At 64.6% G+C, this 25,550-nt stretch carries 26 protein-coding genes; 17 read left to right on the top strand and 9 right to left on the bottom strand.

Annotated features, from left to right (window positions below):
* On the top strand, window positions 1-573 hold a 573-nt coding region (locus tag IE158_RS07825), incomplete at its 5' end, for a GNAT family N-acetyltransferase (RefSeq protein ID WP_189643103.1).
* 30 nt (window positions 574-603) lie between these two features.
* On the opposite strand, the gene IE158_RS07820 is transcribed toward IE158_RS07825, so the two are convergent.
* Both IE158_RS07820 and IE158_RS07815 read right to left on the bottom strand, forming a co-directional pair.
* Window positions 604-747, bottom strand: a complete 144-nt coding sequence (locus IE158_RS07820; RefSeq protein ID WP_189643102.1) for a hypothetical protein — start codon at window positions 745-747, stop codon at window positions 604-606.
* Window positions 748-859: 112 nt separating this feature from the next.
* Entirely contained in the window at window positions 860-1,459 is a 600-nt protein-coding gene (locus IE158_RS07815) for an antibiotic biosynthesis monooxygenase (protein WP_229838991.1), read from the bottom strand.
* 73 nt (window positions 1,460-1,532) lie between these two features.
* On the opposite strand from IE158_RS07815, the gene lysA reads away from it, so the two are divergent.
* On the top strand, window positions 1,533-2,828 hold the full coding sequence (lysA, locus tag IE158_RS07810; protein WP_189643101.1) for a diaminopimelate decarboxylase: 1,296 nt from the start codon (window positions 1,533-1,535) through the stop codon (window positions 2,826-2,828).
* A gap of 37 nt (window positions 2,829-2,865) precedes the next feature.
* Here the strand turns inward: lysA and IE158_RS07805 are convergent, their stop codons facing one another.
* The gene (locus IE158_RS07805; protein WP_189643100.1) at window positions 2,866-3,261 is read right to left on the bottom strand and encodes a hypothetical protein; all 396 of its coding nucleotides are present in this window, start codon (window positions 3,259-3,261) and stop codon (window positions 2,866-2,868) included.
* A gap of 20 nt (window positions 3,262-3,281) precedes the next feature.
* Entirely contained in the window at window positions 3,282-3,608 is a 327-nt protein-coding gene (locus IE158_RS07800; RefSeq protein ID WP_189643099.1) for a hypothetical protein, read from the bottom strand.
* 123 nt (window positions 3,609-3,731) lie between these two features.
* On the opposite strand from IE158_RS07800, the gene IE158_RS07795 reads away from it, so the two are divergent.
* The 3 genes from IE158_RS07795 (at window position 3,732) to IE158_RS07785 (ending at window position 7,087) form a co-directional block, all read left to right on the top strand.
* Window positions 3,732-4,409, top strand: a complete 678-nt coding sequence (locus IE158_RS07795; protein WP_229838990.1) for a hypothetical protein — start codon at window positions 3,732-3,734, stop codon at window positions 4,407-4,409.
* Window positions 4,410-4,652: 243 nt separating this feature from the next.
* Entirely contained in the window at window positions 4,653-6,752 is a 2,100-nt protein-coding gene (gene glgX / locus IE158_RS07790; RefSeq protein ID WP_189643098.1) for a glycogen debranching protein GlgX, read from the top strand.
* A gap of 11 nt (window positions 6,753-6,763) precedes the next feature.
* Window positions 6,764-7,087 (top strand): ASCH domain-containing protein, encoded by a 324-nt coding sequence (locus IE158_RS07785; protein ID WP_189643097.1) that lies wholly within the window; start codon window positions 6,764-6,766, stop codon window positions 7,085-7,087.
* 1 nt (window position 7,088) lies between these two features.
* Here the strand turns inward: IE158_RS07785 and IE158_RS07780 are convergent, their stop codons facing one another.
* Window positions 7,089-7,301 carry a hypothetical protein gene (locus IE158_RS07780; RefSeq protein WP_189643096.1) on the bottom strand — a complete coding sequence of 71 codons (213 nt, stop codon included), beginning with the start codon at window positions 7,299-7,301 and terminating at the stop codon, window positions 7,089-7,091.
* A gap of 248 nt (window positions 7,302-7,549) precedes the next feature.
* Between IE158_RS07780 and IE158_RS07775 the strand changes: the two genes are divergently transcribed.
* Window positions 7,550-8,452 carry an SDR family oxidoreductase gene (locus IE158_RS07775; RefSeq protein WP_189643095.1) on the top strand — a complete coding sequence of 301 codons (903 nt, stop codon included), beginning with the start codon at window positions 7,550-7,552 and terminating at the stop codon, window positions 8,450-8,452.
* A 63-nt stretch (window positions 8,453-8,515) separates the two neighbouring features.
* On the opposite strand, the gene IE158_RS07770 is transcribed toward IE158_RS07775, so the two are convergent.
* Window positions 8,516-8,794: a hypothetical protein gene (locus tag IE158_RS07770; RefSeq protein ID WP_189643094.1), complete on the bottom strand. Its 279-nt coding sequence runs from the start codon at window positions 8,792-8,794 to the stop codon at window positions 8,516-8,518.
* A gap of 83 nt (window positions 8,795-8,877) precedes the next feature.
* On the opposite strand from IE158_RS07770, the gene IE158_RS07765 reads away from it, so the two are divergent.
* The 3 genes from IE158_RS07765 to mqnB are packed head-to-tail and all read left to right on the top strand — an operon-like array spanning window position 8,878 to window position 13,476.
* On the top strand, window positions 8,878-9,825 hold the full coding sequence (locus tag IE158_RS07765; RefSeq protein WP_189643093.1) for an AAA family ATPase: 948 nt from the start codon (window positions 8,878-8,880) through the stop codon (window positions 9,823-9,825).
* 1 nt (window position 9,826) lies between these two features.
* Window positions 9,827-12,787 (top strand): transglutaminaseTgpA domain-containing protein, encoded by a 2,961-nt coding sequence (locus IE158_RS07760; RefSeq protein WP_189643092.1) that lies wholly within the window; start codon window positions 9,827-9,829, stop codon window positions 12,785-12,787.
* A complete protein-coding gene (gene mqnB / locus IE158_RS07755) occupies window positions 12,784-13,476 on the top strand; it encodes a futalosine hydrolase (RefSeq protein WP_189643091.1) in 693 nt (230 codons plus the stop codon). The genes IE158_RS07760 and mqnB overlap by 4 nt, the downstream gene beginning before the upstream one ends.
* Before the next feature lie 155 nt (window positions 13,477-13,631).
* Here mqnB and IE158_RS07750 read toward each other — a convergent pair whose 3' ends face one another.
* Window positions 13,632-14,072 (bottom strand): uracil-DNA glycosylase, encoded by a 441-nt coding sequence (locus tag IE158_RS07750; protein ID WP_189643090.1) that lies wholly within the window; start codon window positions 14,070-14,072, stop codon window positions 13,632-13,634.
* A gap of 74 nt (window positions 14,073-14,146) precedes the next feature.
* The gene (locus tag IE158_RS13695) at window positions 14,147-14,281 is read right to left on the bottom strand and encodes a hypothetical protein (protein ID WP_268248067.1); all 135 of its coding nucleotides are present in this window, start codon (window positions 14,279-14,281) and stop codon (window positions 14,147-14,149) included.
* Window positions 14,282-14,494: 213 nt separating this feature from the next.
* Between IE158_RS13695 and tdh the strand changes: the two genes are divergently transcribed.
* The 7 genes from tdh to IE158_RS07715 all read left to right on the top strand — a co-directional run bounded on the left by tdh (window position 14,495) and on the right by IE158_RS07715 (window position 22,835).
* Window positions 14,495-15,517, top strand: a complete 1,023-nt coding sequence (gene tdh, locus IE158_RS07745; RefSeq protein WP_189643106.1) for an L-threonine 3-dehydrogenase — start codon at window positions 14,495-14,497, stop codon at window positions 15,515-15,517.
* Window positions 15,514-15,897, top strand: coding sequence for a hypothetical protein (locus IE158_RS07740; protein ID WP_189643089.1), 384 nt, complete (start codon window positions 15,514-15,516; stop codon window positions 15,895-15,897). Before tdh ends, IE158_RS07740 begins: the two co-directional genes overlap by 4 nt.
* A 270-nt stretch (window positions 15,898-16,167) precedes the next feature.
* Window positions 16,168-17,208, top strand: a complete 1,041-nt coding sequence (gene trpS, locus IE158_RS07735; protein ID WP_189643088.1) for a tryptophan--tRNA ligase — start codon at window positions 16,168-16,170, stop codon at window positions 17,206-17,208.
* A gap of 161 nt (window positions 17,209-17,369) precedes the next feature.
* Window positions 17,370-18,509 (top strand): molecular chaperone DnaJ, encoded by a 1,140-nt coding sequence (gene dnaJ / locus IE158_RS07730; RefSeq protein WP_189643087.1) that lies wholly within the window; start codon window positions 17,370-17,372, stop codon window positions 18,507-18,509.
* Window positions 18,510-18,809: 300 nt separating this feature from the next.
* Window positions 18,810-20,450: an AMP-binding protein gene (locus IE158_RS07725; protein WP_189643086.1), complete on the top strand. Its 1,641-nt coding sequence runs from the start codon at window positions 18,810-18,812 to the stop codon at window positions 20,448-20,450.
* 148 nt (window positions 20,451-20,598) lie between these two features.
* Window positions 20,599-22,275, top strand: a complete 1,677-nt coding sequence (locus IE158_RS07720) for a M20/M25/M40 family metallo-hydrolase (RefSeq protein WP_189643085.1) — start codon at window positions 20,599-20,601, stop codon at window positions 22,273-22,275.
* A 161-nt stretch (window positions 22,276-22,436) separates the two neighbouring features.
* Complete coding sequence (locus IE158_RS07715) at window positions 22,437-22,835, top strand: hypothetical protein (protein WP_189643084.1); 399 nt, start codon at window positions 22,437-22,439, stop codon at window positions 22,833-22,835.
* Between the two features lie 119 nt (window positions 22,836-22,954).
* Here the strand turns inward: IE158_RS07715 and IE158_RS07710 are convergent, their stop codons facing one another.
* Window positions 22,955-23,263 (bottom strand): Rieske (2Fe-2S) protein, encoded by a 309-nt coding sequence (locus IE158_RS07710; RefSeq protein WP_189643083.1) that lies wholly within the window; start codon window positions 23,261-23,263, stop codon window positions 22,955-22,957.
* Between the two features lie 142 nt (window positions 23,264-23,405).
* Here IE158_RS07710 and IE158_RS07705 point away from each other — a divergent pair, with 142 nt between their 5' ends.
* On the top strand, window positions 23,406-25,436 hold the full coding sequence (locus IE158_RS07705) for a zinc metalloprotease (RefSeq protein WP_189643082.1): 2,031 nt from the start codon (window positions 23,406-23,408) through the stop codon (window positions 25,434-25,436).
* Window positions 25,437-25,550 lie beyond the last annotated feature (114 nt).

Genomic DNA, 25,550 nt, shown 5'->3' with positions numbered 1-25,550 from the left:
AGCCGCCCTGCTTCATATTTTTCTGCGATCCAGACAACGTTTCCTTCAACCTGTCAGGTACTGAGGCCCTGGCCAGAGCTTCCCCCACAGAAGCGTGCGCTCTTTATCATGCAAAACCACTGGGGATGCAAAGCAGAATGGGAAAGTACCAATTGGGTGCTGAATCTCGGCGTTTTCGCGGCGGGTCAACCTGTAGGCATGGTTTCACTGCGCGGGAAAGAGTTCGCAACTTTACGTGAGGTGACGACAGGCTCCTGGTTGGGTCTAGAGTTTCAGGGAAAAGGGTATGGAACAGAGGCCCGAACTGCGCTGTTACATTTTGCTTTTGAGCAGTTGGGCGCAGTCGCCGCAAGAACAGAAGTGTTTCAGGACAATGCCGCGTCTCAAGGCGTATCCAGAAAATTGGGCTATGAACCTGACGGCATTTCTAGAGATGTGCTTGATGGACAGGTCATTGTCTCTGACAGGTTACGGCTCACGCGGGAGAAGTGGCAGCACTGCACGCACCTTCCTGTCTCGGTGACTGGATTTGAGAGCTGCGAGAAGTTCTTTCTTGGCGAGACATTGTTCTAGCCCTGGGCCTCAGCCGCTGCGGAAGCGGGCTCAACTGCGGGGATGTCTCGCCTGACCGTTGGCGCGGAGCTGGCCGAAGCTGGGGGAGCAGACAAGGTTGGGGTCTGGTCGGCGGCAGTCACTTTCGCTGGCGAGGTATTCCGCCTCACTGATTTTTCTCAGGGCAGAAGGCATGCCCGCAGTTTAATGCCTGTATCTACACCAGACCGCACCAGACACAACCTCTGCTGCTGCCTTTTGTATCTGGCTGAGGCCAAACCGAGGCTGGTTTTGAAGGGCGCCCCCCCTACCGCCGCAGCCACGGCCCGGCCAGCCGGGTGGCCCACGGCATAAACACGTAGGTCATCAGAATCACCACCAGCACCGTGGTCAGTAGAGACCTGGGCAGTGGGTGCCATCCGGCCAAGTGCGGCCCCAGCAGGAAATTCAGCGCCTGCGAAACCGGAAACAGCACGCACAGAATCAGCACAGCGGTCTTCCAGCGCGGCGGCTGGGGCGCTGGGGGCGCTTCCGGGGCCGAGAACCACAGCTCCATCCCCGGCTGCTTTTCAAACGACACCTGTTCTTCCACCACTTCTTCCAGTTGGCGCAGCCACGCGGCCCGCTCCGCAGAGGTTTCCCAGGTGCCCGCCGCCGACGCCGACGCGAACCGGGCAATCAGCGTGTAGTCGCGCTGGCCCGGAGCTGGGCGCACCACCCCGCTGCCCAGGAAGCCGGGCATCTGCGCCATGACGCGGCCCACCTCGCTGACCAGGGCCTCATAGCGCGCCTCCTGACCGGGGCGAATACGGCGGCGAATCACCAGGCTGATGGGGTCGTGGCTGGCAGCGGGGACAAAGTCTTGGGTGGGGGCAGGGGCTTCACGGCGTTGCTCGGAAGAAGTCACGCCTGCCAGTGTACCGGGCAGGCACGGTGACTGGCAGGCAGGAGAACAGGTAGGCAGCGCTACACTCCTGTCTATGCATCTTCCCGGTACGGCCCGCGTGACTCCTTCTGGTGAACTAGCGATTGGCGGGGTCACTGCGGCGGCCCTGGCGGAGCGCTTCGGCACGCCCCTGTTCGTGTATGACGAGGCCCTGATTCGTGAGCAGTGCCGCCGTTTTCACCGCGCGTTGCAGGCAACGGGGCTGGATTATCAGGTGTCGTACGCCTCCAAAGCCTTCCTGTGCCGGGCGCTGGCGCGGCTGATGGCCGAGGAGGGCATGGGCCTGGACGTGGTGTCGGGCGGCGAGCTGTACACGGCGCTGAGCGCGGGCTTCAATCCTGCACACATTCACCTGCACGGCAACAACAAGCTGGACACCGAGCTGCGCCAGGCGCTGGACGCGGGCGTGGGCTGCTACGTGGTGGACAGTCTGGATGAAATCGCCCGGCTGAATACGCTGGCGGGCGAAGCCGGGACACAGGCACGCTGCTTGCTGCGCGTGACCCCAGGGGTGGAGGCGCACACCCACTCTTTTATTCAGACCGGGGCAGAAGACAGCAAATTCGGCCTGAACCTGGGCAATGGGCAAGCCGCGCAGGGCCTGCGGGCCATGCTAGACGCGCCGCATTTAGACGTGTTAGGGATTCACTTTCATATCGGGTCGCAGATTTTTAGCACCGAAGGAACTCTGGCCGCGCTGGCGCGGGTGCTGGAATGGCTGGCGCAGCAGCGCGCCGACTACGGCTTCACGGCGCAGGTGCTGAACGTCGGCGGGGGCTTTGGCATTCGCTACACGGACGCGGACCAGCCCCAGCCGCTGGAAGACGCTCTGGCCGAAATTGCCGCCGCGCTGCGGGCCGGAACTGCCGAGCATGACCTGCCCCTGCCGCAGCTGTGGCTGGAGCCGGGCCGCTCGGTGGTGGGTGAAGCGGGCTGGACGCTGTACCGGGTGGGCACGGTCAAAGCGATTGCTGGCGTGCGGAACTACGTGTCGGTAGACGGCGGCATGAGTGACCACATCCGCACGGCGCTGTACGGAGCCGAGTACGAGGTGGCCCTGGCGAACCGTATGGATGAAGCAGCCGCAGATAGTTACACCGTGGTCGGCAAACTGTGCGAGTCGGGCGATGTGGTGGCGCGTGACAAGCCGCTGCCGCACCCGCAGCCCGGCGACCTGCTGGCCGTGAGCTGCACTGGGGCTTACCACTACGCCATGTCCAGCCGCTACAACGCCATGCTGCGCCCGGCGGTGGTCTTCGTGCAGGATGGGCAAGCCCGCGAAGTGGTGCGCCGCGAAACCCTGGAAGATTTGGTGCGCGGTCAGGAATAGACAGCGAAAAAGGTAGTCCTACGCTTGCAGGAAATCCTCACGCCGGGCCCTGCATCAGCGCCAGCAGGGCAATCAGGACCACCAGCAGAGCCGCACCCGCCACCGCCCACAGGTTCACCCGCTGGGCCGGGCGGGCATTCACTTCGCCCCGGCCCAGATACTCCAGCGCCCGCTCGTAGCTGGCCTGCACACTGGCCCGCTCCTTGCTGGTGAGCGGCAGGTCAATGTTGCGGTGAACCAGGTCGTTTCGGACCCGGTTCACTTTCATGATGTCGTGCAGCACGTCGTCCGGCAGGGTGCCGCGCAGGGAGCGGGCATACTCGCCCAGGCCCCGGCCCAGGGCTCCCCGGTCAGCCAGCCGCTGTTCCAGCCGCTGCGCCATCCGGATAATGTCGGCATTGCGCTCAGCGTGGGTGGGGGTCTGGGCACTCATGGCAACCAGTGTAGATGCGCTTAGTGCCGCACCTCTGGCCGCAGGGTCAGCGTCAGCAGCAGGCCCAGTCCCAGGACCAAACTGAACCCTTCTACTGTGAGCGAGCCGCTCCGGTTCAGCTCGTCGGCCACGTAGCCGCCCATAACCGCACTGAGCCCCAGGAACCCCAGCCAAGCGGCGGTGAGTAGGCGCGAACTTTGGCGCTGCCAGCCTGCCAGGGCGAGCAGGGCAAAAACGCCGAACAGGCCCCAGGCCAGCGGAAAGGGCAGCTTCACGAGAGAGAACAGGGCGGTGGCGGCGGGCAACAGGGCGGAAATCAGCATCAGGGCAATAAAGCGGGACAACATGGCGTGGCCTCCTCCTTCCAAGCTAGCCACTGAAACTGACCGCCTGCTGAGCGCCCGCCTAGCCTTTCCTGCCCCCTATGCCGCCAACAATGCTGCTGCGCTCTGCACGCTATCCTGCCGGGCATGACCAACAGCAGCAAATCCAAAAAGCAGGGCGGACGCTACAGCCGGGGCAAAGGAGCCACCGGCAGCCGCGCCCAGGGCCGGGGCGGCGTGACCCGCGACGCCCTGCCGCCCGCCCGCACAGAGAGCCGGACCACTTCAGAGCGGACCAGCGCCGAGAGAAGCACCAAAGAGAGAGGCAGCACCCGGCGACTGGGGGAAGGCGAGACCTTCCAGCGCGGCACCGGACGCAAGGCCGCCCCCAGAGTGTCCAAGTCCGAAGGCCCCCAAAAGCGCTTGCCGCAGCTGCGCCAGGTGCAGCTGGAAGCTCCGCCCGAAACCGCTGTCTTTCGTGACCGTGACCGCGTAGAACACACCTTCCCCGATTCCAAACTGCGCCGGGTCGCCGCCCAGATTCTCAGCGAGAAGGGCAAACACTGGCGCCACCGGGCCTTTCCGTTTCCTATCTTTACGGACCGGGGCCACGAGCAGACCCTGCATTTCGACTTTTATATCTACGACGCCGAGGACACCATCATTCGCCTGATTCTGGTGGTGCCGCGTGAATCGCGTGAGGTGTGGGACAAGGTGGGCCGTTTCAAGCGCCAGTACCCCATGTACGAGTACGAACTGTGGACCCCCGAACGGCTGGCCGCGCTTCAGGGGGGCCGGGGCCGGGGCAGCCGACTCGAGTTCTAGCGCGTAACGGCCCTGCTGCCACGCGCCCATGAGCACAGGGCATCACTCTGAGCCGTTCCGCGGAGGGCAACCTCCGCACAACTGTAAATGCCGCTTCACCCGCTGACCAAGCCGCTCCGCTAGGGTGAAGCGTTCATGCCGACTCCAGCGCGGGGCCGGCATCTCTCTGCTCCGGTGGCGGCTGCGGCCTGCTTCGGGACTTTGCCCCTTGCCCTCATTTCATTTGCACAGGAACTGCCTACCATGACCAAACTTGACGCTTCGCCAACTGCCCTGTCTGCCGGACAACCCCAGCCTCTGGGAGCCATCCGTGAAGTGGACGGCACCAATTTCGCCGTCTATGCCCCCGACGCTGACCGCCTGGAACTGTGCTTGCTGACCGAAGACGGCGAGCAGTGCGTGGACCTTCCCGAGCGCACCGGCAACGTGTGGCACGGATTCCTCCCCGATGACCACGAGTTCAGCCGGGGCGTGGGCCAGGGGTACGGCTACCGCGTTCACGGCCCCCACGACCCGGAGCGCGGCATCTATGCCCAGCCGGAAGTGCGGCTGCTGGACCCCTACGCCCGCGCCCTGAGCGGACCTGAAGAACCGGTCCTGAATGAAGAAGGCCACGTGGCCTCCCTGCAAGCCCCCTGGGGCCTGGTGCTGGACGCCGCAGAAGAAGTGACGCTGGACGACAAGCCGCAGGTGCCCTGGAACCGCACGGTGATCTACGAAACCCACGTGCGCGGGCTGACCATGACCCACCCGGACGTGCCCGAAGAGCTGCGCGGCACCTACGCCGGCCTGGCCTGCGAGCCAGTCATCCGCTACCTCAAGGAGTTGGGCGTCACGGCGGTCGAGCTGCTGCCAGTCCATGCCCATGTGGACGACCCTTTTCTGCGCAACAAGGGCCTGCACAACTACTGGGGCTACTCGACTCTTAGCTACTTTGCGCCGGAGCCGCGCTACAGCGCCGCTGCCCGCGCCGGACGCCCGCAGGACACCGAGCAAGAGTTCCGCGAGATGGTCGCCAAGCTGCACGACGCCGGTCTGGAGGTGATTCTGGACGTGGTGTACAACCACACCGCCGAGGGCGGTAAGGGCGGCCCGCTGCTCAGCTGGCGGGGCCTGGCCAACTCCACCTACTACTGGCTGAGCCAAGACGACCTGGGCGAATATTTCGACTTTACCGGCACCGGCAACAGCGTACGCATGACCCACCGCCGCACCGTGCAGATGGTGCTGGACTCCATGCGCCACTGGGCCGCGCTGGGCGTGGACGGCTTCCGGTTCGACCTGGCCACCACCCTGGCACGCGGCGAGCTGGGCTTTGACAAGCACTCCAACTTCCTGGGTGGCGTGCAGGCCGACCCGGTGCTCAGCCGCCTGAAACTGATTGCCGAGCCGTGGGACGTGGGCCTGGGCGGCTACCAGGTGGGCAACTTCCCGCCGCCCTGGGCCGAGTGGAACGACCAGTACCGCGATACGGTGCGCGGCTTCTGGAAGGGCGACGAGGGCCTGATGCCGGACATGGGCTTTCGCCTGACCGGCAGCAGCGACATCTACAGCGCGAACCACCGTCACCCGCAGGCCAGCATCAACTTCATCACGGCGCACGACGGCTTCACTCTGCGCGACGTGGTGAGCTACAACGACAAGCACAACGAGGCCAACGGAGAAGACAACCGCGACGGCCACGGCAATAACCTCTCGTGGAATATGGGCGTGGAAGGCGAGACGGATGACGCCGAAGTGCTGCGCGAACGCCGCAAGCAGCAGCGCAACTACCTGACCACCTTGCTGATTTCGCAGGGTATTCCCATGATTCTGGGCGGCGACGAACTGGGGCGCACCCAACATGGCAACAACAACACCTACGCCCAGGACAACGAACTCAACTGGTATGACTGGGAAAATGTGGACCAGGACCTGCTGGCCTTTACCCGGCGGCTGATCGGGCTGCGGCAGGCGCACCCTTCTTTCCGGCGTGAACGCTTCTTTTCGGGGCGGCGCGAGGAAGGCGAACTGCCCCACATCCTCTGGCTGCGTCACGACGGCCAGGCCATAGACGACGCCGACTGGCAGAACCCCCAGACCAAGAGTGTGGGCCTGTTCCTGTACGGCGGCGAGGAAGACGGTGAAAGCCGCGACCACCTGTTGGTCCTGCTCAATGCCTCGCACGTGGACCTGCCGTTCAACCTGCCCAGTTTCCGTGAGCAGGGCCCGGAGCAGACCTGCGAGCGCTGGACCCTGCTGCTGGACACCGCCGACGACGCCGCGCAGGCAACCGTGGACGCCGACCAAGACACCCAGCTGGGTGCCCGCAGCATCAAAATCTTCAGCTGTCCGGCGCAGTAGGGATCAGGAAAATGACTGGCTCACTTTCCCTCCCCCACCTGCACTTTCACCCGGACTACCGGGCAGCGGTGCAGGCTGGGCACAAAAGGACCACCGTACGCTGGGGCGAAAGCGCCGCAGTAGGGCCCGTCCTGCTGCTGTTTGGCGACGACCCGCAGGGCTGGCCGGCGCACATCACCCACGTAGAGTCACTCGCGCTAACCGACCTGACCGACGCCCATGCGCAGGCCGATGGCTTCCAGAACCGGGCCGAACTGCTGGCGCGGCTGCGTTTCCATTACCCAACGCTCCCGGCAGATGCACAGGTCAGCGTGGTTCACTTCAGGCTGGACTGAATCACGGCGCTGGAGGCGGCGCAGCCTCACTGGTCGCCGCTCCCGAAGCATTTCGGCAGTCCTGGGCTGTGCCCCCTGCTTGCAGGCACGCGGCCACCGCTGGATTGTCCTCCAGCAAGCGGTTCAGGCGCTGACTCATGATGCCGACCCCCAGCAGCAACAGCACAATCAGGCCCAGCAGGGCAGCGGCAAGGTTGGTTCCCCGGCGACTCATGAGTGACATGCTAGCGCCGGGGTCGTAGGCCTGCCTCGCCCGTCATTCGCCTGTATGAGCGCCTGGGCTGGCGGCGCACTGCCGAGTACACCGGGCACTGGCTCTGGCGCGGCGAATATCCCACCGTGTATGTCTATGTGGCCCCAGAGGCTGCTACCCCTTAAGCCGCGCCCAACCAAACCTTGAGACAGGCTCCATATGCGGAAAAGTTGCCTGTTACGGCTCTGGCAGGGTGGCACACTGCCCCCATGAGCAACCAGCAACAAGGTCAAGAACAAGGCGTAGACAAGACCCAGAACTTTCCTGAGAAGGTGCCTGGCCAGGTGCAGGAGCAGCAGCCCGGCATTGAGGAGCAGATGGACCCGCAGCCGGTATACATCAAAGAAGGCTACAAGGGCTCGGACAAACTGAAGGGAAAAGTGGCGCTGATTTCGGGCGGTGACTCGGGCATCGGGCGGGCTGTGGCCGTGCACTTCGCCCGCGAAGGGGCCGACGTGGCCCTGATTTATCTGAACGAGCACGCCGACGCCGACAAAACTGTGGCCCTGGTCGAAGCTGAAGGCCGCCGCGCCCTCAAGTTGCCCGGCGACGTGCGCGACGCCGCGTTTTGCCAGCAGGCGGTGGAGCAAACCGTAAAGGAGCTGGGCGGGCTGAACGTGCTGGTCAACAACGCCGCCGTGCAATACCCCCAGGAATCCCTGACCGATATTGACGACGAGCAGTTGCACAAGACCTTCGAGACCAACATCTACGGGTACTTTTACCTGGCCCGCGCTGCCTTGCCGCACCTGGGAGAAGGCGACACCATCGTGAACACCACCTCGGTGACCACCTACCGGGGCAGCCCCACCCTGGTGGACTACGCCAGCACCAAGGGCGCGATTCTGGGCATGACCCGCTCGCTGGCCGGTCAGCTGGCGGAGAAGGGCATCCGCGTGAATGGCGTGGCCCCCGGTCCCATCTGGACTCCGCTGATTCCCGCTACTTTCCCCAAAGAGAAAGTGGCCGAGTTCGGGCAAGAAACCCCGATGAAGCGCCCCGGCCAGCCCGCCGAAGTGGCGACCTGCTTTGTGTTCCTGGCGTCGGATGATTCCAGCTACATCACCGGCCAGGTGCTGCACCCCAACGGCGGCGAAGTGGTGGGCGGCTGACCAGCTGCACATGAGAAGAAGGCTCCCCAGACATTGGCCGGGGAGCCTCTTTTTTGCCTCCTGTTATTTGCCCGGCTCGAACGGCACCACGCTGGCCTCGGTCATGATTTTGAAGCGCTGGCGCAGTTCGTCCAGCTTGCGCTTGCCACCGTCATCGAAGGCGCGCAGGCCGTGCGGCACCTCGTCGGTGACGTATTCCAGCGCTGCGCCTTCAACCTCAATGCCCCGTCGTCCCGGCACCTGGGATTCTTCGGGCAGGGACACGAAACGGCCCGGCAGCGAGTGGGTTTCTGGCCCACTGGAAAAAGTAAGGGTCAGTGACTGGTTTTCTTGAAAGTCCATACTTCCAGAGTAGAGGGCCGGGCTGGGCTCCCCAACTTTTCTAAGCAGCGACACAAGAAATTTGCCAGAACCCGGCGGCTAGCATGCCAGATATGACGCCCACGCCACCTGCCAGCTCTGCCGTCCTACCCGACCTCCACCGCAGCCTAGAGCAACTGGACCGCGTGATCCTGGGCAAATCTGGACAGGTGCGTCTGGCCCTGGCCTGCATCCTCGCGCGGGGGCATCTCCTGATTGAAGACCAGCCCGGCGTGGGCAAGACGACCCTGGCCGGAGCGCTGTCGCGCACGCTGGGCCTGGGCTTTCAGCGTATTCAGTTCACCGCCGACCTGCTGCCCGCCGACCTGCTGGGGGTCAGCATCTGGGACGCCGAGACGCGCAGCTTCCGCTTTCATCCGGGGCCAGTGTTCACGCCAGTGCTGCTGGCCGATGAAATCAACCGCGCCACCCCCAAGACGCAGGGGGCCTTGCTCGAAGCGATGGAAGAGCGCCAGGTGTCTGAAGGCGGGGTCAGCCGCCCGCTGCCCAACCCCTTTTTTGTGATTGCCACCCAGAACCCAGCGGCCTTCGTGGGCACCTCACCGCTGCCCGAAGCGCAGCTGGACCGCTTCCTCCTGACCGTCACGCTGGGCTACCCCGACGCCCGCGCCGAGCGCGAACTGCTCGAAACCGGCGGGCGCGGCCAGAGCGTGCGCGACCTGCCCGCCGTGATGGACGCCCCGACCCTGCTGGCCGCTCAGGCTGAAGCCGAGCAGGTTCACGCTTCAGGAGCACTGCTGGACTACCTGCAACTGCTGGCTGCCGCCACCCGTCACCATCCCGACCTGGAGACCGGCCTCAGCCCCCGCGCCCTGTTGGCGCTGCTGGCCGTAGCGCGGGCCTGGGCTTACTTGCAGGGCCGCGCCATGGTGCTCCCTGAAGATGTGCAGGCGGTCTTCCCTGCTCTAGCCGGACACCGCCTGGTTCCGGCTGGCCCGCGCCCGGTGAGTGAAATCATCGCGGAAATCCTGCGTGACACGCCACTTCCCTAAGATGACGGCTTCCTCTGCTCCCACTCCTTCGGCCCTCCAGCAACTGGGCCGCACACTGAACACTCCCGCCGGGCGGCTGCGCCCCACCCGCAGCGGACTGGGCTTCTTGCTGGCGGTTCTGCTCAGCCTGGTGGGCTGCATCAACTACGACCTGAGCCTGGGCTACGCGCTGACCTTCCTGCTGGGGGGCGTGTGGGTCACCAGCGCGGCCTACGCGGCGCGGCAAGCCCACGAGGTCACCGTTCGGCTGCTGGCTCCGGCGCACGGCACTGCGGGTGAGGTGGGCGAGTACCGCCTGGACCTGCGGCGCAGGGGCGCAGGTCTGCCCTTCCGCGCCGAGGTGGTGGGCGCAGGGGGCGCACTGGCCTTTACCTTTCCAGCGCAGGCCGAAGCAGGCAGCCTGGGCTGGGCCTTGCCGCTGCCTGCCCGTGGTCCCCACGACCCACAGGCCCACCTAAGCCTGTACGACCCACTGGGCCTGTGGCGGGTCACCCGTCCGCTGGCTCCCCGGCAACTGCTGCTGGTCTGGCCGCGTCCCGAAGCGCAGCCGCCTGCGCCACCGCAACAGGCCCTGGTGAGCGGCACTGAAGGCGGGCAACGGGTCCGGGGTGAGCAGGACTTCAGCGGACTGCGGCCCTATGTGCCTGGCGATTCGAGCCGCCGCATTTCCTGGCGGCACTCGGCGGGGCGAGAAGCACTGCCCGGCGGCGGGCTGCTGGTGCGCGAAAGCGACGCCCCGGCAGCCCTGGCCGCTGCCCTGGACTGGCACCTCCTCACCGGCGACCCGGAAGCCCGCATTTCCCGTCTGGCTGGCTGGGTTCAAGCACTGAGCGCGGCGGGGCAGCCTTTTTCCCTAACGCTACCGGGCGAGCGGCTGGAGACTGCACAGGGCGAGACCCAGCGGCAACGGGCACTGGCAGCCCTGGCGCGGGTAGAGCCCCATACGCCTGCGCCCGTCCCCACAGCCCCCCGTCCCACAGCCTGGCAGGCCCGGTTGCTGCCCCACGCCTGGCCCTGGACCCTGGCGGCGGTGGCCTGGGTGCTGCTGCCGGGCGTGACCCGCACGCCGGTCTGGGCCACACTGCTGATGGCGGCGCTGGTGGGGTATGCCTGGCAGCGCGAAAGCCGTCCCAGCCTGCACCTGCCTTCCACACTGCTGATGAACGGCCTAGGCCTGCTGGCCGCCCTGGCCATCGGCGGGCTGTACCTGCACTACGGCACCCTGATTGGGCTGGATGCGGGCACCGCCCTGCTCACCTTGCTGCTGTCGCTCAAGGTGGCCGAAAGCCGCTCTGCCCGCGACGGCGTACTGATTGTGCTGCTGGGGTTTTTCATTACCCTGACCCACTTTCTGCACTCCATGTCGCCGCTGCAAGCCGGGCACGCCCTGGTCGCCAGCGTGCTGCTGCTGGGCGCACTGCACCTGTGGTCCCTCCCCAACCGGCAGAGCGGTCCAGCAGGCACAACGGCGGACACCGGCGCGGCGGCCCCTGCCCCGCCCGCCTGGAAAGCGGGCCTCTCGCTCGCCGCCCTCTCGCTGCCGCTGATGCTGGCGCTGTTTTTCTTTTTTCCGCGCCCTGCTGAGCCGCTGTGGCAGTTTCAGAGCAAAGGCGGGGCCCAGACGGGCCTGGGCAGTTCGGTGCGGGCGGGCGACGTGAGCGACCTGGCGCAGGACACCGCCGTGGCGTTCCGGGCCACCTTCGAGGGCACGGTGCCGCCGCAGGAAGAACTGTACTGGCGCGGCCCAGTCTACGAAGCCTACGACGGGCTGGAGTGGAATGTGGTCCGCGCCAACGTGCCTGCCCCCAGCGTAGAAGCCACCGGGCCGGGCTACAGCTACTCGCTGCTGCAAGAGCCCAACGGACAGCCCTGGGTGCTGGCACTGGATACGGTGCAAACACCGCCAGAAGGCACGCTGGTCACCTCGGCCCTGAGCGTGGTGGCCGCGCCAGGGGGCCGGGCCACCCGCTACACGCTGACCAGTGCCCCCAGCCGGGTTGGGGTAGATGAGCGCCGGGACCGCCTGGACTATGACCTTCAGGTGCCGCAGGGACAGAACCCCCGTGCCCTGGCCCTGGCCCTGAGCTGGAAAGCCCTGCCGCCCGAGCAGCGGGTCCAGGCTGCGCTGAACCACTTTGCCAGCAGCGGCTTCAGCTACACCCTCTCGCCCCCCCTCCTGCCCGAACAGGACCGGATAGATGCCTTTTTGTTCAGCGCTCAGGCGGGATTTTGCGAGCACTACGCGGGCGCGTTCGGCTTCCTGATGCGTGCGGCAGGTGTCCCCACCCGGCTGGTGGGCGGCTACCTGGGCGGCGAAGCTGCACCTGGCAGCCAAACGGTCACGGTGCGGCAATCGTTCGCCCATGTCTGGAATGAAGTCTGGCTCGAAGGCCAGGGCTGGGTGAGGGTGGACCCCACCGCCGCCGTGGCTCCGGCCCGGACCCGCACCGACCCGCAGACTGCACTCAGCGACCCGGCAGCCACCACCTCGGCGCAGCGGCCAGGGGGGCTATGGGGGCAGCTCAGCAGCGGCTATGACCGCTTGCAGCTGGAATGGTATGACCTGGTAGTGAACTTCGACGACCAATCACAGTCCGGGGCGCTGGCTGGGCTGGGCCTGGGCGAAGTCGGCAGCGGGCGCTACTGGACCGGCTTTGCTGGCTTGCTGGGGCTGGCACTGCTGCCCATGCTGTGGGTATGGCGCACACGCAGCCGTCCCAGCGAGCCAGCTGCCCGCGCCCTGGACGACCTGACGCGCCGCCTGGCCCTGCCGCGTGAGGCCAGCGAACCGGCAGGCACCTATGTGGAGCGAGCGGCCCAGGCCTATCCGCATCTGCGCCCACAACTGCGCGAATTTGCCCAGCTGTATGCCGAGCAGCGCTATGGACCGCAGCCTGACCCAGCCCGCCTGCGCCAGTTGCAGGCCCTGGTCCGCCAGCTGCGGCCAGGGAGCCGCGCATGAGCGCCGCCCTGCACCCACAGGATGTGCTGCTGGTGGTCGCCACTGCGGGCGAGGCCGAATTTTTCGGCGGGCTGGGCTGCCGCGTGGTGGTCAGTGGTGTGGGTCCCGTAGCCGCCGCCCTGGCCACCGCGCAGGCCACTGCGGCCCAGCGGCCCCGGCTGGCGGTCAGCGCAGGCATTGCCGGTGCCTTTGCGCCTTCTGGCCTGCGCCCCGGTGACCTGGCTGTCTCCAGCCGCATGGTTCAGGCCGACTACGGCGCTGAGCTGGGTGAGCCTGGGAAGGGCGGGCCAGAGGAGTTTCTGGGACTGGAAGCGCTGGGCCTCCAGATCGGGCACTTGCCGGGAGCCGCCGCCTTCGGGGACTTTGCCGCCGCGCCCGGAGCCGCCACTCTGGCGGGGCAGCTGGGCGCAGGCTATGGCCCCATGCTGACGCTCAATACGGTCACGGGCAGCCAGGCACGGGCCAGTGAGCTGCTGCGCCGCTTTCCAGATGCCCTCACCGAAGGCATGGAAGGGGCCGGGGTCGCCCACGCCGCCGCCCTGGCCGCTGTGCCCGCACTGGAACTGCGCGGCGTCAGCAATTTCGTGGGGCCGCGTGACCGCTCCGCCTGGCAGATTCCGCAGGCATTGGCCGCGGCCCGGCGTGGGCTGGAAGGCTTGCTAACCGTCTCCTGGCTGAACGAAACCTGACACACCCTGGCGCAGTTCGCCGCTGCGCCGACCAGTTCAGATGGTGTAAGAGCACCGCCGCTTTCCCCATCATCTGAGTTTGGGGAAAGCGGCGGTGCCAGCAACTCGGTTCCCGGAGCCAGTTGCCCCGGTGTACAGCTCAGTTATTCAGCTGGTCAGTTGTTCAGCTGAAGGTTTTGGGCAGCCGCCTTGGCGGGATCGGGGAAATCCACCTTCACATGCACCGTGGTGCCGGGCTGGGTGGCCGGGTCCACATTGATCCACTGGCTCGCCAGCAGCGGCGGGTTGGGGGCGGTGTCAATGGCACGAATCAGCACGCGGCCACGCGCAGGAATCAGCATGCACCAGCCGTCGCGGTTGGCCCCGAAGGCCCGCACGGGCAGGATGCTCTGCAAGGTAATGTCCTCGTTGGTCGCCCAGTACTCGATCAGGAGGCAGGCCTGGTCACGGCTCAGGTCGCTCTTGTCCAGGTCCAGCTGAATCTCGATGGCGTCGGGCGTGCCTTCGATCAGGTTCATCCAGCCAGGCACCACGAAGCGTCCGCTCTGGCTGCTTTTGTACTGCTGCTGCGCGTTGGGGTTGGGTGGGTTGGTCATGTTCCCTAGCCTAACGTAAGCGGGACCCCAGCTTCCTTACAGGTTGCTTGGGGCCCCTGGGACAAAGTCGCGGCTTAGACGTCGAAGGCGTTCAGCAGTGCCTTGACGGCAATAAAACCCACGCCGAACAGCATCAGCGGCATCAGGTCCAGCACCACTTCGGATTCCTTGCTGGGGTCTTGGGGGTCACGCTGTTGGAACTTGATCATGGGTTCAGCTTACCTGCTGCGGGCCTGCGGACTGATACACCGGGCCTTGACCGAAAGTTGGGCCTTGTGCGTAGGCCGGGGCCTGCACCGAAGTCAGGCTGCACTGCCCTGCTCTAGACTGGCCGCATGACCCACGGTATGACCCCTGACACCCCCAGCAGCACGCCGCATACTCCTGCACAGAGCCGTCTCCCCACCGATTACCCCCGCACCATGAAGGCGCTGTCCAAGCGCGAAGCCAAAGAAGGCATCTGGATGGTCGAGACGCCCACCCCGGAAGTGGGCCCCAACGACCTGCTGATCCGGGTGAAACACTCGGCCATCTGCGGCACTGACGTGCATATCTACAAGTGGGATGACTGGGCGCGCAAGACTATCCCCGTGCCGATGGTGACGGGGCACGAATACGTGGGCGTGGTGGCCGGAATGGGCAGCGAGGTCAGCGGCTTTCAGCTTGGGGAGCGGGTCAGCGGTGAGGGCCACATCACCTGCGGGCACTGCCGCAACTGCCGCGCAGGCAAGCGCCACCTGTGCCGCAACACCAAGGGCGTGGGCGTGAACCGGCCTGGCTCCTTTGCCGAGTACGTGGTCATTCCCGCTTTCAACGCCTTCAAGATTCCTGACGAGGTGCCCGACGAAATCGCCAGCATCTTCGACCCGCTGGGCAACGCGGTACACACGGCGCTGAGCTTCGATCTGGTGGGCGAAGACGTGCTGATAACCGGCGCGGGCCCCATCGGTGTGATGGCCGCCGCCATTGCCCGGCATGTGGGGGCGCGCAACGTGGTCGTGACCGATATCAATGACTACCGCCTGGAGCTGGCCGCCAAGATGGGCGCGACCCGCACGGTCAACGTGGCCAAAGAAGACCTGTGGACCGCCGCTAAGGGTCTGGGCATGACCGAGGGGTTTGACGTGGGCCTGGAAATGAGCGGCTCCGGTGCAGCTTTCGCGCAGATGGTGGGGGTGATGAATCACGGCGGCAAGATTGCGCTGCTGGGCATTCCTGCGGGCCGGGTGGATATCGACTGGAACGACGTGATTTTCAAGATGCTGACCATCAAGGGCATCTATGGCCGCGAGATGTTCGAAACCTGGTACAAGATGGCGGCCCTGGTGCAAAGCGGTCTGGACCTGAGCCCCATCATCACGCACCGCTACTCCATTGACGACTTCCAGCAGGGGTTTGACGCCATGCTGAGCGGCAACAGCGGCAAAGTCGTGCTGGACTGGTGAACACTGGAGACACCGCACGTCTGATGGATCTGCTCGCACCCCGCCTGAGTGCTTTCTGGCTGGGAGTGACCTGCCAGGCGGAGGGCGGTATTCTGTATGTGTACGCCGAAGGTCAGCTGGTATCAGGACTGATGGTGGCCGAGCTGCTGGGGTCAAGGCCGGACACAGCAGATATAGAAAACGTCCTTTATCAAGTCCTGAGCACCGTACAAGATGACCTGCTGCGCGACTGGGGCCACTGGCAAAGGCTGGAGCTGGCCGCGCGGGTGGATGCCCTCAAGCTGGCGGTGGGTGAAGCCTGGCAGGACGGCGAAAGCTGGCGCTGGGGCTACCGCCTACCGAGCGGCGCGGTGTGGGCGTTGGAACCGCTGCGGCTGTAAGTGGCAACACCTCTTTTCAGTCGCAGCCCTTTCAAGAAGTGCGGGCCTCTCCCTTCTCTCCCTTCTGCTCTCGGCCCTGCCCGCGCACGGCAATTCTGCTATCCTCTCCCCCATGACCGCTTCCCTTACCGTGCGTTGCTGGTGGCCCTGATAAGGGGCGCTTTCACGCTGCACACGGCCTAGACCGCCTGCGCCCAAGCCTCTCGTGGCTGGGCGCTTTTTCTTGCTCTGGCGTACCTCTTCCACTCTCACCCTCAAAGGAGTCCCATCATGACCGAATCTGCCCCCACAACGACTGCTTCTACACCCGCCCGCAAACGTATCCTGACCGGGGACCGACCCACCGGGCCGCTGCACATCGGCCACTACGCCGGGTCGCTCAAGAACCGGGTGCGCCTGCAAACCGAGTACGACACCTTCATCCTGATTGCCGACGTGCAGGCGATGACCGACAACTTCGAGAACCCGCAGAAGGTCCGCGACAACGTGCTGGAAGTGGCGCTGGACTATCTGGCGGTAGGCCTGCGGCCCGAGCACTCCACTTTTGTGGTGCAGAGCATGGTGCCCGAAATTGCCGAACTGACCGTCTTCTTCCTGAACCTGGTCACCGTGTCGCACCTGCGCCAAAATCCCACAGTCAAAACCGAAATTGCCCAAAAAGGCTACGGCGAGAGCGTGCCCGCTGGCTTTTTTGTGTATCCGGTGTCGCAAGCTGCCGACATCACGGCTTTTCAGGCCAGTCTGGTGCCCGTGGGGGAAGACCAGCTGCCTATGATTGAGCAGACCCGCGAAATCGTGCGGCGGTTCAACAACCTCTACGCGCCCGTGCTGATCGAGCCAAAAGCCATGGTGCCGGAGGGCACGGTGGCCCGCCTGCCAGGCATTGACGGCCAGGCCAAGATGAGCAAAAGCCTGGGCAACGCGGTGTATCTGGGCGACAGCGCCGACGAACTTGCCAAAAAGGTGCGGGCCATGTACACCGACCCCGGCCACCTGCGCGTTGAAGACCCCGGCAAAATCGAAGGCAATACAGTGTTCACCTACCTGGACGCTTTTGACCCGGACACCGAGCATGTGGCCGAGCTCAAGGCCCGCTATCAGCGCGGCGGCCTGGGCGACGTGAAGGTCAAGAAGTACCTGCTGGAAGTGCTGGAAGCCGAACTGGGCCCCATCCGCGAGCGCCGCGCCGAGTTCGCGCGCAACATGGACGAGGTGGAGCGCATCGTCAAAGCAGGCACCGAAAAAGGCCGCGAGGTGGCCGCACAGACGATGGACGCAGCCCGCAGGGCCATGCGGCTGGACTACTTCTAGGCAGCTTCCCAACGTTGGTCCATAGAGGAGGATGAGCGCGGGCTGCCTGGCACTCATGGCGGCACATTACTTGAGTGCGGTTGTGTTAACCTACTTCCCAGTATGTGGCGTGCAGGCCACTGTATTCCACCAAGCGGCGCAGCCGCCGCGAGAAGGAGTCTATGGACTATTACGAATTACTCGGCGTGGCGCGGGACGCCAGCGCCAGTGAAATCAAGAGTGCTTACCGCAAGCTGGCACTGAAGTACCACCCGGACCGCAACAAGGAAGAAGGCGCGAGCGAGAAATTCGCCCAAATCAGCGAAGCCTACGCGGTGCTGAGCGACGATGAAAAGCGTGCCCACTACGACCGCTTCGGCTCTGGCCCCTCTGCGAGCGGCTTTCCTGGCGGCGACCCGTTCGGCGGCATGGGGGGCATGGGCGGCGCAGGCTTTGACCCGATGGACCTGTTCGAGCAGCTGTTCGGCGGCATGGCGGGCGGGATGGGTGCCCGGCGCGGCCCCCCACGCGGTGAAGATATCGAGGCCGAGGCCCGCATTACGCTGCACCAGGCCCGCGCTGGCGACGACGTGCAGGTCAATGTGGCCCGCCTCAGCGAGTGCGAACACTGCCACGGCACCCGCACCGAGCCTGGCGGCAAACCCCCAGTCACCTGCCCCACCTGCCAGGGGCGCGGCGCAGTGCGCGGGCAGGCCCGCACCATCTTTGGCGTGGTCGAAACCCAGCAGGTTTGCCCCGACTGCCGGGGCGAAGGCAAGAAGATTGTGGACCCCTGCACCATCTGTCATGGGCGCGGGCACACCCTCAAGGACGAAGAAGTCACCGTCAAACTGCCCAAAGGCATTGACGAGGGCTACCGCATCCGGGTGTCGGGCAAGGGGCATGAGGGGCCGGGCGGCAACGGTGACCTGTATGTGCACATCGAGATGGAACCGCACGAGTACCTCAAGCGCGAGGACGAGCATCTGGTCTACACCGCGCCCATCGGCTACGCCCACGCCGTGCTGGGCCACGACATTGAGGTGCCCACTCTGGACGGCACCCAGCGGGTTGAGGTCAAGCCCGGCACGCAGCACGGGGACACCTACCGCATCAAGGGCGCGGGAATGCCCCGGCTTCAAGGCTCAGGCACGGGCGACCTGGTGGTCGAATACGACATCGTGGTGCCACGCCCAGGACAGCTGAGCCCCGAAGCCCGCGCAGCTCTGGAAGCTTATGCTGCCGCTGTCGGTGACGACGTGCCGCACAAGAGCGGCGAAGGATTCTTCGGGCGAATTGGCAAACTGTTCGGGCGCGACTGAACACTGAGCCTGCACCGGCCCCAGCTCCTGCTGGGGCTTTTTTTATGCAGTTTTTCGGGCGGCTTTGCTCTGCTGTTCGCTTTCCAGTGACACTTGCAGCCGCTACGCGGTGTGGCCTATCCTGGCTGTGTCGTCAAAATGTAAAGCACGCCTGTGTGACGGGGCAACAGCTGTCAGGCAAGCGCCCGCATATCTATTCAGCGTGTAAGCCTGGAAGTCCAGTGTTCGCAGGGCAGCAGGTCGCCGGGCTGGACCGACTCTCTGCACTCTGGGCATGCGGCAAGCCGAAGAAGGAGAACCATGACCACATCACCGCAACCCCAAGCAGGAACCGACTTTGAGCAGCAGGTGCAGGACTGGCTGGCCCAGTACGGCGGCCATGAGGTGGATGTCGCCGCGCTGCTGTGTGACCGCTGGGCCACGGAACCAGGCAAGCTGGCGCTGAACTACGAGAACGGCTTCGGCTACCAAGAGAGCCTGAGCTACGCTGCGCTGGAGGAAAAATCCCGCCGCTTTGCCGCCGCGCTCCGCTCGTTGGGCGTGCAGAAGGGGGACCGGGTGGCCGTACTGCTGCCCAAGCGCCCAGCCCTCCTGATTGCGGCCCTGGGCATCTTCCGGCTGGGAGCGGTGTATGTGCCGCTGTTTACTGCTTTTGGCCCCGACGCGGTCAAGGTCCGGGTCGAAGACGCGCAGGCCCGCATCGTGATTACCGACGCCGCCAACGACCCCAAGCTGGCCGGCATCAGCGGGATTCATGTGATCCGGGTAGAGAGCGACAACGACGAGGATGAATTAGGGCCCGACCACGGCTTTTATGCCAGTCTGGTCGCCCATGAGCCGCTGTCGAGCAATATGACGGTCAGTGGCGACGACCTGATGGTACTGCTGTACACCTCCGGCACCACCGGGCAACCCAAAGGCGTGCCGGTCCCGGTGCGCGCGCTGGCTTCCTTCGAGGCGTATATGCGCTGGGCGCTGGATGTCCGCGACGAAGACGTGTTCTGGAACATGGCCGACCCCGGCTGGGCCTACGGCATGTATTACGGCATCCTGGGGCCACTGGCGCTGGGCAAGACACTGCTGTTTTACCGCGCGGCCTTCAACCCCGAAAAGGCGCTGGATGTGATGCGCCGCTACGGCGTGACCAACTTCGCGGCGGCTCCCACCGCTTACCGGGTCATTCGGTCTTCGGGGCTGCCGCGCCCGCAGGGCCTGCCTCTGCGCATCGCCTCCAGCGCAGGCGAGCCGCTAAACCCGGAACTGTTCTCGTGGGCGCAGGACTTCCTGGGCGTGGAGCTGTTCGACCACTTCGGCCAGACCGAGATGGGCATGGCCGTCGTGAATCACCACCACCCTGACCTCAAGCGCCCCGTCAAGCCCGGCTCGATGGGTCAGGCCATGCCCGGCTTTGCGCCTGTGGTGCTGGACGAGAATGACCAGGAAGTCCCCCCCGGCACCGAAGGCCAGTTGGGCTTTGACCGTGAGCGTTCGCCGCTGCTGTTTTACTCCGAGTACTACCAGGCCCCGGACCGGACCCGCGAGCGCCTGACCGACGATGGCCGTTATTACCGCGCGGGCGACACGGTGGTGGCTGATGAGGACAGGTACTTCTTCTTCTCGGGGCGCTCGGACGACATCATTCTCAGCGCGGGCTACCGTATCGGCCCGTTCGAGGTCGAGAGTGCGCTGGTGGCCCACGCCGACGTGGCCGAAGCCGCCGTGATCGGCAAGCCCGACGAACTGCGCGGCGAAGTGGTCAAGGCGTATGTGGTGCTGCGTCCCGGTGTGGAGGCCACCGATACCCTCAAAGACGAGCTGAGTTCTTTCGTCAAGACCAAGCTGGCGGCCCATGCGTACCCCCGCGAAATTGTCTTTATGGATGTGCTCCCCAAAACGCCCAGTGGCAAAGTGCAGCGGTTCTTGCTGCGCGCCGAAAGCTAGGCGTCCGCGGCCAGAAGGGCAACCGCTGTCATGACACGGGCTGAATATCAGTCGCCACTGGGGTGCATAACTCACTCTGGCAACGGCTGATATTCAGCTTGCTGGGCATGTTATGCACATACGAAGCCAAAAATGACACAATGAGCAGGTGACCCTCACTCCATCTGATGTCTCTGCGGCGGGCGGACCCTCGGCAGACCCTACACATGACTGGGCCCCGCGTGCCCGCTTCTGGCTGGAACGACTTCTGGAATGGCCCTCGGAAGGGGGCACTGCCGGGGAGCAGACGCTGGCGCTCAAGCTGGCCGGAGAACTGGCGCAGCTGCCCTACTTCGCCGCGCACCCGCAGCAGCTGTGGCGGCAGGCCGCCTGGCCCGGTGGCCCAGAAAATCTGTTTGCGCTGGCCCGTGGACAGGGCCGCCAGACAGCCGTGCTCAGCGGACACTTTGACACGGTGACCAGCCACAACTACGGCCCGCTGGCTCCACTTGCCAACCGCCCAGAAGACCTGCGGGCCGCGCTGCTGCGCTCTCTACGCGCCGCCGAAGCGCCCGGCCCCAGCTGGCAGCGAGCGCTGCACGACCTGGAAGGTGATGATTTCCTGCCGGGGCGCGGCGCTCTGGACATGAAAGCGGGCCTGGCCGCCGGATTGGCCGTGCTGGAAGCGTGGCTGGCCCAGCCAGAAGAGATGCGGCAGGGCAACCTGCTGATCATGTTCTCGCCCGATGAGGAAGACAGCTCGCGGGGAGCACGCGCCGCCCGCAGCGAGCTGGTCCAGGCCGCTGAACACTGGGGCCTGGAGATCGTGGCCGGCATCAATCTGGACGCCACCAGTGACCAGGGCGACGGGTCAGCGGGGCGGGCCATCTACCTGGGCACCGTGGGCAAACTGCTGCCGGTGGTGTGTTTCGTGGGCCGCGACACGCACGCGGGCTTTCCCTTTGAGGGCATCAGCGCGCACTCCATGAGTGCCGAACTGATGGCGCGGCTGGAACTGAATCCCGCCCACGCTGATGCAGCACACGGTGAGGCTGCCCCGCCCCCCATTGCTCTGGAAGCACGCGACTTTCGCGCCGGGTATGACGTGACCACGCCGCAGCGGGTGTGGAGCGCCTACAACGTGCTGAGCCATGCCCGCACACCACAGGACGTGCTGGAGTTGATGCTGCGTGAGACAGAAGCCGCCATGCAGGCGGTGCTGGAACGCCACCGCGCTTTTGCTAAGCAGGCCGGGCAAGCCTTCGCGGACGCTCAGCCACAAGTCATGACCCTGGGCGAACTGCGCGAAGAAGTGCTGGCCGCTGGGCCGCAGTCTGCACGCGATTATGACGCGCTGCTGAGCGAACTGGCCGCCGAAACCAACCCCTTGCAGGCCAGCCAGCGGGTGATGCATTGGCTGCTGGACCGCACGGAGCGGCGCGGCCCGCTGGCGGTGGTGGGCTTCGGCAGCCTGCACTATCCCCACACGCACCTCAGCCGTCACGGCGAGGCAGGCGAGCGCCTGCTGGCAGCGGCGCAGGCGGTGGCCGCGCAGCATGGCCTGGAGCTCCGGCACTACTTCGCGGGGATCTCAGACATGAGCTTTATCGGTGCGCCGCTGGACTCAGAGACCCTGGACGAATTGCAGCGTCAGCTGGCCGCGCCTACGCCCAACTTCTGTGACAGGCCGCAGGGCACGCCACTCAAGTTCCCTACCGTCAATCTGGGACCGTGGGGCCGCGACTATCACCAGTGGCTGGAACGGGTGCATCTGCCCTACGCCACCCAGGGCCTGCCCGCCGCACTGTGGGACCTGACAGGCCGCGTGCTGCGGCCCACCCGCTGAGCACTTTTCTGGGCTGAGAGACGGAGCCAGGAACCCAACCTCCCAGGCCACGGCATCTTGTACCCAGGGCCAAGAAAGGGTCAAGTGAAGGTCAGTGGGGCCTCAATGAGAGCAGCGCTGGCCTTCACGCGGCTCAACCAAAGCTGCGGCAGACTCAAGTTATGAAAAAAATTGTTCTGTTGTTCCTGTCCGCTGGTCTGATGGCGTGTGCTCCCCAAGAGCCTGCCAACACCGCAGGCGACGCCACCAAGACCACTACGACCACCACTGAAACCACTGCTTCTGCCACCACTGCCGCGCCAAGCACCAGCTCCGACAGTGCAGGCGACTGGGAAGGCAACGCCCTGACCTGGAACGGAGCCGGGCAGACCTTTACCTTTGAAGATGACGGCCAGACCTACACCGCTGTGGTGACCAACCAGACCATTTACGAGGACAATGGCAAGCCGATTGACGCCGCCACTTTCTTTGGCACGGACCGGACCGGGCAGGACATTGAAGTGGACGGCCAGCTTTCAGGGACCACCATCACCGCCAGCAAGTTGGAAATTGACGACTGAGCCACCTCAGATAGAGCCAAAACGTCAAAGAGCGCAGCCAGGAGAGTTCCCGGCTGCGCTTTTGTGGAGTGCTCAGAGTTGGTCGTCCCTGGGGTTGGCAGTGCCAGAGGAGTGCCCCCTTACAGACTCTCAACGAATACTTCCCCGTCTTCTACAGCAGTTTTGAAGATCAGGACTGGCTTGACAGCGGGCAATGCTCTGGCCCGGCCCGTTGCCAGCTCGAAGCGGCCACCGTGCTTGGCACAGGTGATTTTGCCGTCAGATACTTCGCCGCCCAGCAGCGGCACGTCCTTGTGGGTGCACTGGTTTCGCAGGGCATAGAACTCGCCTTCATAGCGCACCACCACCACACTTTGGCCGTCCACCTCCAGCTCTCGCTGCTCACTGTCCTGCCACTCTTCGGCGCGTCCGGCACTCACTCGGCTCATACTGCGCATTGTAGAGCACACCTGCACAGCGCAGAGATGCCAGCCTGAAGAAGGGCCACCCTCTCATTTTTGCCATGTGTCAGATGTGGGAGTATGCTGAGCAGGCAATCCAAGGGAAATTCTCAAAAATATTGGAGGAGATATGAAGCAACGCGCCCTTCTGCTTACCGCCCTGAGCCTTTCGCTCCTCTCTGCCTGTGGCGGTGGGACGCCCCCTACCCCCACCGACTACAGTTCACTCAAGCAGATCAAGCCTGGTGAAGACACCAAGATCGAAACCAACCTCAAGGTCAATGTGGTGTTCGTGGGCTACCGGCAATCGGCCCCCGGTCAGGTGACGACCGCCCGTCAGGTGGACCTCCAGGACTTCAGGGCGACTCTGCCAAGCACTTACGACACCATTGCCCGTATTCCCAGTGCCTATGGACGCACCGAATACACCGGCAACAAGTTCAATTACAGCTACAACTATGTCTTTGCCGACCAGGCCTTCGAGAATGACTTCTTCCAGTATCTCAGCGCTACGGGCCAGGAAAAGCCGCTCACCACTTTTCAAAAGGCTTATAACTGCCAGGCGCTGGATGAAGATGGAAACTATGTTGACGACTGCGAGACGCCGTCCAACCTGATTACCCGGCCCATTACCAGCAATCTGGAAATTGACGCGCCTTCCACCGAAAACTGGCTGGCCGACAACGCCTCCCGCCTGGGCATCAAAAAGGACGAGTACACCGTCTTCCTGGTGAACTGGTATGACCGGCCCGACTTCAAGTTCCACTCATACACCAAGACCAGCGAAGCCGAGACCGACACTGGCTTCAGGTTCGGAGACCGCGCCAGCCGCCGCATGATTGCCTGGGGGGGCGGCTACCAAAAAGACAAAGGGCCGCAGCGTGTGTGGTTCTATGACCTGTCGGCCAACCCTGATCCCTGGACCAAAGCCTACGACGTGGTGAACCGCGACGTAGACGGTGACGGCAGAGAAGATGTGCGCATGCCGCCCGTATGGGAATACGGCACCCGCAAGAACAACCTGGGCAATACCCGGCAGGTGAGTCCTGACTTGGCCAAGACAGTGCGCTATACCGCCCTGAATCTGCTGTTTACACCCAGTCCCATCTACCGCGCCGAACTAACTCCTCCAGAGCTGCCCGACGAGATTGAACTGCGGCTGAACGTGGACCAGGGTGCTGAAGCCGCCGCTGTCGAAGACGTGCTCAAGCCTGAGCTGGTCCAGGAGCGCGTCAAGATACTGCAGCCGTTCGCCAAGTTGAGTACATCAGTGGACCGCGCTCCGCTGGAAGGTAACCTCCGGGACGCCTACAACTGCTTTTTTGTGATTGAGGCCGAAGATATTTGCTCCCCCGAATACGCTGACCTGTTCGGAGAGCCGCTGTTCCAGTACAACCTGCGTGACCTGCGCAGCGACTACGCGGGCCTGCCTGCTGGCAGCAACAAATACATCGTGCCGACCTACCTGTTCAATGACGACGTAGAGCCGGAATCGGGCCTGCTGGGTATCGCCTACGACGACGGTGAAACCGGCACCCAGAGCTTTGTCTACTCGTTCACGTCGCCTGGCCTGGCAGGGCTGTACGGGCTGACCGATACCACCGTCCACGAGATTGGGCACCACTTCAGCCTGTCGCACCCACACGACGGCTACGACAGCGAGCAAGACCTGTCTTACGGAGCCTCGGGACCGTTCCTGTTCGTCAATAGCGGTGATCAGAGCGCCAGCGTCATGTCCTACATTGACCTAACTTTCTCCTTTGGACAGTTCAATCTGGACAGCCAATACCGCTACCTGACCGCCGCTTACTTGAACAACACGGGAGCCATTCTGGAAATTGCGCGCCGGGCTGGCAAAGTAGCCCAGCTGGCCCCCACAGCCGTGAGCGCCGACAACCTCTTCGCCCAGGCTCAGGCCGAGTATGACGCCATGAACTATTACCGCGCTGCCGAACTGGGCCATCAGGCCTACCGCTCCGTGCTGGATGCGGCACGCAGCAACGGCGTGGAGGTTGAGGGCTACAAGTGGTACCAGAATCTCTCTGGCCTGTCAAAATCCAATGCCAAGCCCCGCGTAGCGAACAACCTGCTGCCGCACCAGGGCGCAGTCATCTTCCCGGAAGAAACGCCCTTCCAACGCAGCCTCCGCCTAAGCCAATAAAGGCCCAAGCCACTCAAATCAGCGCCGCTCTGTCCCCCGCCCTACCAGCGGGGGCTCTTGCTCTGCCTTAGCTGCTCTGCTTCGTCTCGCTACCTATATCCAGACCGCCTGGCG

This window comes from Deinococcus piscis (assembly GCF_014653275.1).
In the GTDB taxonomy this organism is placed as follows: domain Bacteria; phylum Deinococcota; class Deinococci; order Deinococcales; family Deinococcaceae; genus Deinococcus; species Deinococcus piscis.
This window is presented reverse-complemented; position numbering and strand designations above follow the sequence as displayed.

What these genes read in the sequence shown, in the direction of transcription:
- IE158_RS07795 (WP_229838990.1), top strand. Translation starts at nt 3,732, where the DNA reads ATGACCAACAGCAGCAAATCCAAAAAGCAGGGCGGACGCTACAGCCGG.
- mqnB (WP_189643091.1), top strand. Translation starts at nt 12,784, where the DNA reads ATGAGCGCCGCCCTGCACCCACAGGATGTGCTGCTGGTGGTCGCCACT.
- IE158_RS07805 (WP_189643100.1), bottom strand. Translation starts at nt 3,261, where the DNA reads ATGAGTGCCCAGACCCCCACCCACGCTGAGCGCAATGCCGACATTATC.
- IE158_RS07760 (WP_189643092.1), top strand. Translation starts at nt 9,827, where the DNA reads ATGACGGCTTCCTCTGCTCCCACTCCTTCGGCCCTCCAGCAACTGGGC.
- IE158_RS07765 (WP_189643093.1), top strand. Translation starts at nt 8,878, where the DNA reads ATGCCAGATATGACGCCCACGCCACCTGCCAGCTCTGCCGTCCTACCC.
- IE158_RS07750 (WP_189643090.1), bottom strand. Translation starts at nt 14,072, where the DNA reads ATGACCAACCCACCCAACCCCAACGCGCAGCAGCAGTACAAAAGCAGC.
- glgX (WP_189643098.1), top strand. Translation starts at nt 4,653, where the DNA reads ATGACCAAACTTGACGCTTCGCCAACTGCCCTGTCTGCCGGACAACCC.
- IE158_RS07820 (WP_189643102.1), bottom strand. Translation starts at nt 747, where the DNA reads ATGCCTTCTGCCCTGAGAAAAATCAGTGAGGCGGAATACCTCGCCAGC.
- IE158_RS07785 (WP_189643097.1), top strand. Translation starts at nt 6,764, where the DNA reads ATGACTGGCTCACTTTCCCTCCCCCACCTGCACTTTCACCCGGACTAC.
- IE158_RS07715 (WP_189643084.1), top strand. Translation starts at nt 22,437, where the DNA reads ATGAAAAAAATTGTTCTGTTGTTCCTGTCCGCTGGTCTGATGGCGTGT.
- IE158_RS07770 (WP_189643094.1), bottom strand. Translation starts at nt 8,794, where the DNA reads ATGGACTTTCAAGAAAACCAGTCACTGACCCTTACTTTTTCCAGTGGG.
- IE158_RS13695 (WP_268248067.1), bottom strand. Translation starts at nt 14,281, where the DNA reads ATGATCAAGTTCCAACAGCGTGACCCCCAAGACCCCAGCAAGGAATCC.
- trpS (WP_189643088.1), top strand. Translation starts at nt 16,168, where the DNA reads ATGACCGAATCTGCCCCCACAACGACTGCTTCTACACCCGCCCGCAAA.
- IE158_RS07705 (WP_189643082.1), top strand. Translation starts at nt 23,406, where the DNA reads ATGAAGCAACGCGCCCTTCTGCTTACCGCCCTGAGCCTTTCGCTCCTC.
- IE158_RS07800 (WP_189643099.1), bottom strand. Translation starts at nt 3,608, where the DNA reads ATGTTGTCCCGCTTTATTGCCCTGATGCTGATTTCCGCCCTGTTGCCC.
- dnaJ (WP_189643087.1), top strand. Translation starts at nt 17,370, where the DNA reads ATGGACTATTACGAATTACTCGGCGTGGCGCGGGACGCCAGCGCCAGT.
- IE158_RS07710 (WP_189643083.1), bottom strand. Translation starts at nt 23,263, where the DNA reads ATGAGCCGAGTGAGTGCCGGACGCGCCGAAGAGTGGCAGGACAGTGAG.
- tdh (WP_189643106.1), top strand. Translation starts at nt 14,495, where the DNA reads ATGAAGGCGCTGTCCAAGCGCGAAGCCAAAGAAGGCATCTGGATGGTC.
- IE158_RS07725 (WP_189643086.1), top strand. Translation starts at nt 18,810, where the DNA reads ATGACCACATCACCGCAACCCCAAGCAGGAACCGACTTTGAGCAGCAG.
- IE158_RS07775 (WP_189643095.1), top strand. Translation starts at nt 7,550, where the DNA reads ATGAGCAACCAGCAACAAGGTCAAGAACAAGGCGTAGACAAGACCCAG.
- lysA (WP_189643101.1), top strand. Translation starts at nt 1,533, where the DNA reads ATGCATCTTCCCGGTACGGCCCGCGTGACTCCTTCTGGTGAACTAGCG.
- IE158_RS07780 (WP_189643096.1), bottom strand. Translation starts at nt 7,301, where the DNA reads ATGAGTCGCCGGGGAACCAACCTTGCCGCTGCCCTGCTGGGCCTGATT.